Raw genomic sequence first — 8476 nt, forward strand, 5'->3', positions numbered from 1 at the left:
CTCAGGTCCGTCCCTCGGTGGCCATACGCATTGCCACATTGAAATAGTGGCGAATGGCCTGATCCCGTGCCAGCTTGTCTGTCATTACCGCACTCCGCATCTCGGTATCCTTCTGGAACATCCTCACGATGCCCTGGAAGAAGGCCCGTTCGTACGGCCCATAAGCAACATCCGCCGGGTTGTTTCGCATTATGTCCGTCATCTCTTCGTCCATAATCTCCCGATTGACGCTTTCGAACCGGAGAAAGTCCTCTCTGGAGAAGTTGGTTCCGTGCCGTTCGTTGAAGGAGTCGATGATCTCGGACAGGGACCGCTCCTCTTCTTCCGTATAGCGGTTCGCACCGAACTCGGTGATCGCTGCCAGCTGGGTGGTCTCCCCAGGCTGCAGTGAGGCAGAGCCTTCTTCGCCTTTCTGAACGCGGAACGCCGAGAGCTGCAGCATGTCCTCCGTGATGGAAATGTCCGCAGGAACTTCTCGCGACGGCAGCAGGCGAGATAACCACGACACGTAAGCGAACAGCTTTTCGAGCCACGGATCGCCCAAGGCCACGATCTGCGCAACGAACGAATAGAAACGTGTGTAGCTGCGAATGAGCTGCCGGAATTCCTCCTGCTGCGCCTCGTCATCATCCATCTCGAAACGCCCAACTGCTTCCTTTACTAGGCCTTCGAGGCGGATCCGGTCCTGGCCGCTGAGATTGCCCGCAAAGAAGGCTTCGGCAAAACGCTCAACATCCTCGCGAATGACGTACGGCGAAGAAGAGATCCGGCTTTCAAGATCGTAGATCTGATTGAGGTCCGTCCGTTCCTCCAGCTCCGTGGCTTCAAAGAAGGGGGCGAAGGCGACACGGATCTCCTCCATCGTGTTTTGGAAATCGAGGACGAAAGTTCGCTCCTTTCCCGAGTGGGTCCGATTCAGCCGGGCAAGGGTTTGCACCGCTTGCAGCCCTGCCAGCTTGCGGTCGACATACATCGCGACTAGTTTCGGTTGGTCAAACCCGGTCTGGTACTTCTCGGCAACCACCAGCACCTGATACTCATCCGTGCCAAATCGCTGCGGCAGCTCCGTCTCCGGGAAGCCATTTGCTGCTGCCTCAGACCAGTCATTGCCATCGATGCTCAGGTCTCCCGAGAAAGCCACCAATGCCTTCAGGTCGGAGTAGCCACTTTTCTTGATGTAGGCTTTGATCTGCTGCCAGTACCGGAAGGCATGTTCACGGCTTTGCGTGACCACCATTGCCTTCGCTTTGCCATCGAGTTCTCTCCGCACATGCCGACGGAAATGCTCCACGATGATCTCGACTTTCTGAGCTATCGTAGTCGCATGGAGGGAAGCGTATCTTGCAACCGCCCGCTGCGCGTTTCTGCCTTTGAAGGCAGGGTCATCTTCGATGGCCTTCTCCAGCTGGTAGTAGGCCGAATAAGTCATGTAGTTCTGGAGGACGTCCAGGATGAACCCTTCCTCGATAGCCTGGCGCATCGAATAAAGGTGGAACGGGTGCGGATGGCCATCCTCGCCGGTGCGGCCGAACCGCTCCAGCGTTACATTCCGGGGTGTTGCCGTGAAGGCCAGAAAGGAAATATTCTTCTGCGGGCCTCTCGCAGCCTGATGGGCAAGGATCATATCCTCAATGTCTTCGGAAGAGGTCTTTTCCCGTGTCAGGGCATCACTCATGGCCTGCGCGGCCTTGCCCGATTGGGAGGAATGTGCCTCGTCGATGATCACGGCAAAGTTCTTGGAGGACTGGCCTGAAATGGCCGCCAGATGCTCCGTGCCGAACTTCTGGATGGTGGTGATAATGATCCGCTTTCCCTGCTCTATGGCCTGCTTCAGGTCACGGGAGGTGCCGTCGATCTTCTTCACCACGCCTTCTGTCTGGGCAAAGCCACTGATCGTGTTCTGCAACTGACGGTCCAGGACCAGACGGTCGGTCACAATGATCGCCGTGTCGAACAGGGGCCGGTCGGCTTCGTCGTGCAGGTTGATGATCTGGTGGGCAGTCCAGGCAATGGTGTTGGACTTGCCCGACCCGGCACTGTGCTGGATCAGGTAGTTTTTCCCTGCGCCATTCCCCCGGGCATCCATTAGAACGCGCCGTACAGCGTCCAACTGCTGGAACCGGGGGAAGATCAGCACCTCCTTGCCGCCAGCACGCTCCAGGTGAATGAACCGCCCAATGAGGTCCAGCAGCACCTCGCGGGAGAAGACAGCCTTTGCCCCCGGCAGATTCTTGTAGAGGTAGGCAACCCGGTTTTCCCCCGGCACATCCACGTTGCCGGCCCCACCATCCCGCCCCCTGTTGAAGGGCAGGAACCGTGTCTTGCCGTTCATCAGCCGCGTGGTCATCGACACGTTATCCGGGTCCACGGCGAAATGCACGATGGCCCCGCGTTTAAACGTCAGAAGCGGCTCGCCGCCGGGGGACCGGTCCTTGCGGTACTGGGCCTCGGCATGTTTGAAGGTCTGCCCGGTCAGCGGGTTTTTGACCTCCATCGTGGTCACGGGGATGCCGTTCACAAAGGTCACGATGTCGATGGCATTGGCGTTCTTCGAGGAATACCGCACCTGCCGCATCACCGATAGGATGTTGGCCTCGTAGAGCCGGGTCAGGTCCGGGTTCAGGTTGGAGGCGGGTTTAAAATAGCAGAGGGAGAAATTGATGCTCGGGACCAGCTTGATCCCCTGGCGCAGCACCTGGTGGGTGGGCTGCTCTTTCAGGGCCTTCTCCAGCCGTTTAAGAACCTCGGCTTCAGCCTGAGTGCTGTAGTGGTCCACCAGCGTCTGCCAGGCCTCAGGCTGGGTGTCCCGCAGGAAGCGGAACAGCAGCTCGCGGTCCAATCCATAGCCCACATCGTAGGCGTTAGCAGGATCCCGTTCGAGGTAGCCCTGATCCGATGTCAGGCAGTCCACGATATGGGACTCAAAGACCTTTTCCTGGTGAATGTCCTTGGTCGTATGCTGTCCGGTCGTCATTGCTGGTCCTGAAAATTGCTACTTCAAAAGGTGGGTCAATATCCCGTCGGCATCGGCCTGGGTCTTCACGCCCAGGCGGATGAGGTCGTGGCCATGGAAATCCACATAGCCACGCAGGTTGCTGTTTGCGCCTTTTCCATCAGCGCTGGCCCAATCGTGGCCGGTCCATGCTTTTTGGGTGACTTTCACGTTGCTGGGAATGTGTGCCGGGGCATCGCCTGCCCGCAGCCAGATGTTCTGCAAGGTGTCCTTGTCGAACTCGACGCCCAGCGGCTTGCCCCCGGTCGTGCGGTACACCGAAAGATGAACGCGACCGGAAGAGGCGGTTTTGGCCGCGGCCTCCGATATGTGAGGATGGGCGGACATATAGCCCCTCAGGAAGCCGCGCAGCTCGTCGATTTGGCGGGTCATGCCTCCATCTCCTCCTGAATGGCGTCCAACCGCCGGTCCACGGTGCCGGATTTACCGTAGGTTTGCACATCGATCTGCCCCGTAACGGCAGCAGTGATCAGGGCCGAGCGGTATTCCTTAAGGCGGTCGATGGATTCCTGCGTTTTTTCGGAGCTGGCCGAACTTAGCCTTCCGGCTCTTTCAATATTTTCTACTAAAACCCTTTGCGTGGAACTTGGCGGTATCGGTATCTTAAGGGACTTTAAGTACTCACATGTAAGAGCGGCACGAGTACTGCCGACCCCGGCGGACTGATCTCTTAGGTAATTGTATGCTGCCCTTAGAGCAAGAAGCAGAAAACTAGGTTGGATTTCTGCGGGATTACGAATCCTGACATACGCGAGATGCTGGCTTATCGTTGCCCGGATCTTGCATAGGGCTGCTGTGCCACGCGTTTTTCCTTGGCCTGTGATCGCGACCAATACAGTGTTGGGTTCTACGATAGGCAAGTGGCAGTTTGCCAGTGCAAGGTCTGTTACGAAGTATGGTGAAGACTTCACCCACTTCTGGTGGATCGCGCCACTATTCAGCCAAGGAGTTCCTTCGTCGGCCCAAAAGGCCGGATTTTCCCTTCTAGGAGTGGAGCCGTTACCAACGGAGGCAAACTGAGAAATTTTTTGAAGCTTCCAGCCCTCGGGTAACTTGGTTGGCCATGGATGATCAGCAGCTTCCGCACTGTCTAAATCGGCACCGCAGCAAATAGATTGCCAGATTTCCGAGTCGTTCTTCTCCTCCAGCAACGCCACCAGCCGCTGTTTTTTCTCGATCAGCAGATCAATTCTTGCGGTCTCGCGGTCCAGAAAGCCGGCGATCTGACGCTGGGTAGCGAGGTCCGGAAATGGGACAAAGACAGACTTCAAAGCGGTCCATCGGACCGCTTCTCTGATCTCCATGATCCCTTTGCCGAGAAGACCGACATACTCTTGGAAACCTTTGAACTGGATCAAGTAGTTGTAGTAGCCGGGGTAGACGTCTTTGCGCGGTTTGCAGACGATGTAGGCCGTGGAAGTCACTCCGTCGTAATCTGAAACGCCGACAGACCCCATATATAGGTTCATTGAGTTAAGAACGAAGTCACCTTTATCAACCAGTTTATAACCGGACAGATCATCTGAGACCTTGTTTCCGACATTTCCTTTCTCGGTGTAGGGAATAACTCCTCGGTCTTTGATCACAGACAAAACAAAGTCGCGCTGCAAAAGGGAGTTCTTCTTTTTACTCTGTGTAAAGATGCTGCCGAAAGGCACGCTGCTCCACGATGGCGGAATATGTACCAACCAGTCAGGCCTCACTCCACCACCTCCTGCAGCAGACCTGCGATCTCAGTTTCCAGCACCTTCAGTTCAGCGTCAATCTCTGCCAGCGGGCGTGGCGGCACGTATTTGTAGAAGTAGCGGTTGAAGTTGATCTCATAGCCGACACGGCCAACGCCGCCATCCTGTGCGTCTGTATAGATCTCGTCCACCCAGGCATCGGGGACGAAGGGCAGAACCTCGCGCTGCAGGTAGTCGCGCCAGTCCTCCTCCAGCGGTACCAGCTCATGATCGCGCAGATCGTTATCGGGTTCCGGCTTGCCGTCCTTGCCGGTGCAGACCTTAGCGTCGTCGTCCCGTTCCGACAACGCCGACAGGATGGCCTTCTTCACCGGGGCGGCGACCTTGAAACCCGCAGTCTTCAGCGCTGCCATCAGCTCCTTGTCGAATTCGGCCCGGTCCAACCACCGCTTGCCAGCAGGTAGGCCATCCCGCAGCGTGGTCACAACCGCCTCCTGCTCGGCGGCATCCAGCTTGGCAAAGGGCTTTGCCTCCTGCAGTGCCTGCAGTGCGTCTTCGGTTACCTCGAAAGCCAGTTGCAGGGGGCGTTCGACACGGATCTCCCGGTAGCCGAAGTCGGTGGTCTTGAAGATCTTGGAGTATTCGCCCCAGCCAGCCTCGCCGTTCAGCATCCCGGCATAGATGCGGGTGATCTCGTCGCAGGCTTCGGGCGGGATTTCGCGGCGCTTGGAGCCGAGCGATTTGCGCATGGACTTCCAGAAGCGGTCGCTGCTGGCGTCGATCAGCTGCACCTTGCCCTGGCGGTCCCGTGTCTTGCGGTTGGTCAGCAGCCAGACGTAGGTCTGAATGCCGGTGTTGTAGAATAGATCCGTCGGCAGGGCGATGATCGCCTCGACCCAGTCGTTCTCCAGCATCCAGCGGCGGATCTCGCTCTCGCCCGACCCGGCGCCGCCGGTGAACAACGGGGAGCCGTTCATGACGATGCCGATACGGGTGCCTTGCTCGTCATCCCGCATCTTCGAGATCATGTGCTGCAGGAACAGCAACTGCCCGTCCGAGACGCGCGGCAGACCGGCCCCGAACCGGCCATCCATGCCAAGCTCCTGCGCCTCAGCGACGATACTATCTTTGTACTTCTTCCAGTCCACGCCGTAGGGCGGATTCGACAGCATGTAGTGGAAGCCCCGCCCTTTGTGGGCGTCCTGGGTCAGAGTGTTGCCAAAGGCGATGTTCTCGGGGTTGTGGCCGGTGACCAGCATGTCCGATTTGCAGATGGCGAAGGATTCCGGGTTCAGCTCCTGCCCGAACAGCTCCACCCGGATCCGCTCGTTCAAGGCCTTCATCTCCATTTCGGCAATGGACAGCATGCCGCCGGTTCCCGCCGCCGGGTCATAGACCTGCCGGATAACGCCGCTGCCGGTCAGGGCGTCGTGGTCGTTTATGAGCAGCAGCGAAACGATGAGGCGGACCACCTCGCGCGGGGTGTAGTGTTCCCCGGCAGTCTCGTTCGAGATCTCCGAGAATCGGCGGATCAACTCCTCGAAAAGGTACCCCATCTCCAAGTTGGAAATCGCCTCCGGGTGGAGGTCGATCTGGGAGAACTGCTCGAACACGGTGAACAGCAGGCCTGCATCGTTCAGCCGTTTGAGCTGGTCCGTGAACAGGAACTTCTCGAGGAAGATGTCGCGGACGTTCGGGGAGAACTTGGTGACGTAGTCCAGGAGGTTGCTGTGAATGTCCTTTGCATCCTGCCCCCGGAGGCTGTTGAAGGTAAAGCGCGACAGGTTGTAGACCTGAAGGTTTTGGCCAGCGGCTCCAAACAGGATCGTATCGCGGGCCTCATCATCAATGTCTTCGGGCAGGCCCTCGGCCAAGTCGAGGACGGCACTTTTGGCCCCTTCGAGAATGCAGTCCAGGCGGCGCAGGACAACGAAAGGCAGGATAACCTTGCCGTACTCCGACTGCTTGAAATCGCCGCGCAGAGTCTCCGCGATGGACCACACAAAGGCACTCAGGGATTTGATGTCAGTTCCGCTCATATTCTCACTTTCACGATTGGATAGCCCTTGGGTCGACTGCACGGCAATCAATGACGGGAGCGAGTAGGGCTACCTCCAACCTCGGCTGAACTGCTGATTGGCAAGCTGCTTCCAAGATTGGTTTTCTGCTCTCTTTGAGCATATGGGTGGCTGCCTGCGCAACCATAGAGGCAAGCAGCCGGTCTTTGCTCTAAAACTTCAAAAGAGCATTCCCCGAAAGCTGGGAGACAGCCGCCCAGATCAAGGAGTACCTTGAGACGCACTCGAGTAGAACGCATCCAGCCTCTTGTCGTGACCTTCACGGGAACCAAGGATTTCGTCCAGGTCTTGCGACATATCTGGGCCAAAACCATTAGGGTCCTCCCGTTGCTTTTCCTCGGCCTCGGCAATCACGCGGCTAAGGTCTGGCTCGACCAGCTTAAGTCCGGTTTCAACGCCGCAGACGTCCTGCAACGCCTTGCGCATTACATCTTCCAGCAGGTCGCTATGCCCCTCATGGACAAGGAAGCTGTCATGGATCGGGAGAATGGCGATGCCACGGTCAATGAAGTCGAGAACCACTTGTTCAGCGACGTCGCTGTCGGCACGCTGCAGGCGCTTACCGGTTCCGGTATAGAAGTGACGGGCGATGGGCTTATGCGCCGCCAGCACGGCATCCGATAGCTCCCGCCACTTCATGTCAAACTGGCCTGGATTGACCCCCTTTGGAGCCTGCCGCAGCTCTTTCTCGGCATTCAGCATCGCGTTGAAGGCAGCTTTGACCGTGCTGCGCAATTCATCACCGCCCCGTGCCTCAACGTCGGCGGCGAAGATGCCACGGTAGCAGTCTACAGGCGGCACAACACCTTCCTGGGCATATAGAAGCGCGGGGTGCAGGTTGGAGTAATCGATCTCCACCATGCGCTTACCATTGACGATCAGGTGGCGGCGGTAAGCCTTCGGCACATTCTGCCACCAGGCCCCGTAAAACCGGCCTCCGGTCGTCAGGTCCCTGTCATTGAAGACACGGTGGAGAGTTCGCCGGTCCAGCGCCAGAGGCTTCGCCCCGTCGGGGTCCTCTGCTAGCCTTGCTTGCAGATCTGCCAGTTCGGCATCAGGGATATGCAGGTCATACCATCGGGTAGCCAGCACCCGGTTAATCCGGGAAAGGTTCTCCGCCATCTTCTGCACTTCTGCTGTCACGGGGGCAGAGAACAGCTCGTCAGGGCCGTCCGCATTCTTGATCCGCACCTTTATGGGGGCATGGCTCCGCTCGGGAGGCACGATCACGGGGAACACTTCCTGCTCTTTGGCCGTGAACTTGCTGATGAGGTGGTCGGTGGCCCTGAACCGGGTAAGACGGCTGCGGCTGGAACCGTCTTTCCTGCCCTGTCGGTCGTGTACACCCTTCTTGGTCTGCTCCAGGTAACCCAGTTCCAGCATCCCCTGATAGGCCCGCTCGATATGGATGCTGTAGGTCAGATCGGCCGGGGAAGCAGGACTGCTGTACCAACTGCCGTTCAGATGGATCGAAGCTTCCCCCTTCCGCTGGCGCTGGTAGATCACGGCTACGCTGTCACGGATCAAAGTCTCCACGGACGCCCTCAGCTTGAGGAGTTGCTCCCCCTGCACCCGGCGCTTTGCCTTGCCGGTTGCGGTCCACTGGTGGCCTTGGATCTCCTCAACCAGGTCATCAACGATCTGGAAGAAGCGCCGGTAGCGGCGTTCCCGTACATTCTCTTGGGGCTGGGCATTTGTGA

The 8476-nt window shown here is 58.0% G+C and carries 5 protein-coding genes; all 5 read right to left on the reverse strand.

What is annotated here, in order from left to right; genetic code table 11:
• Position 1: 1 nt before the first annotated feature.
• Positions 2-2974, reverse strand: a complete 2973-nt coding sequence (locus tag ACXAHG_RS23190; protein ID WP_475061142.1) for a type I restriction endonuclease subunit R — start codon at positions 2972-2974, stop codon at positions 2-4.
• 18 nt (positions 2975-2992) lie between these two features.
• Positions 2993-3385: a hypothetical protein gene (locus ACXAHG_RS23195; protein WP_475061145.1), complete on the reverse strand. Its 393-nt coding sequence runs from the start codon at positions 3383-3385 to the stop codon at positions 2993-2995.
• Positions 3382-4716: a restriction endonuclease subunit S gene (locus tag ACXAHG_RS23200; RefSeq protein WP_475061148.1), complete on the reverse strand. Its 1335-nt coding sequence runs from the start codon at positions 4714-4716 to the stop codon at positions 3382-3384. Before ACXAHG_RS23200 ends, ACXAHG_RS23195 begins: the two co-directional genes overlap by 4 nt.
• Positions 4713-6737 carry a type I restriction-modification system subunit M gene (locus ACXAHG_RS23205; RefSeq protein WP_475061150.1) on the reverse strand — a complete coding sequence of 675 codons (2025 nt, stop codon included), beginning with the start codon at positions 6735-6737 and terminating at the stop codon, positions 4713-4715. The genes ACXAHG_RS23200 and ACXAHG_RS23205 overlap by 4 nt, the downstream gene beginning before the upstream one ends.
• Before the next feature lie 240 nt (positions 6738-6977).
• Positions 6978-8476, reverse strand: a 1499-nt coding sequence (locus tag ACXAHG_RS23210) for a hypothetical protein (RefSeq protein WP_475061153.1), incomplete at its 5' end; no start/stop codon positions are given.

It is taken from the genome of Leisingera sp. ABD4_442 (assembly GCF_056160905.1).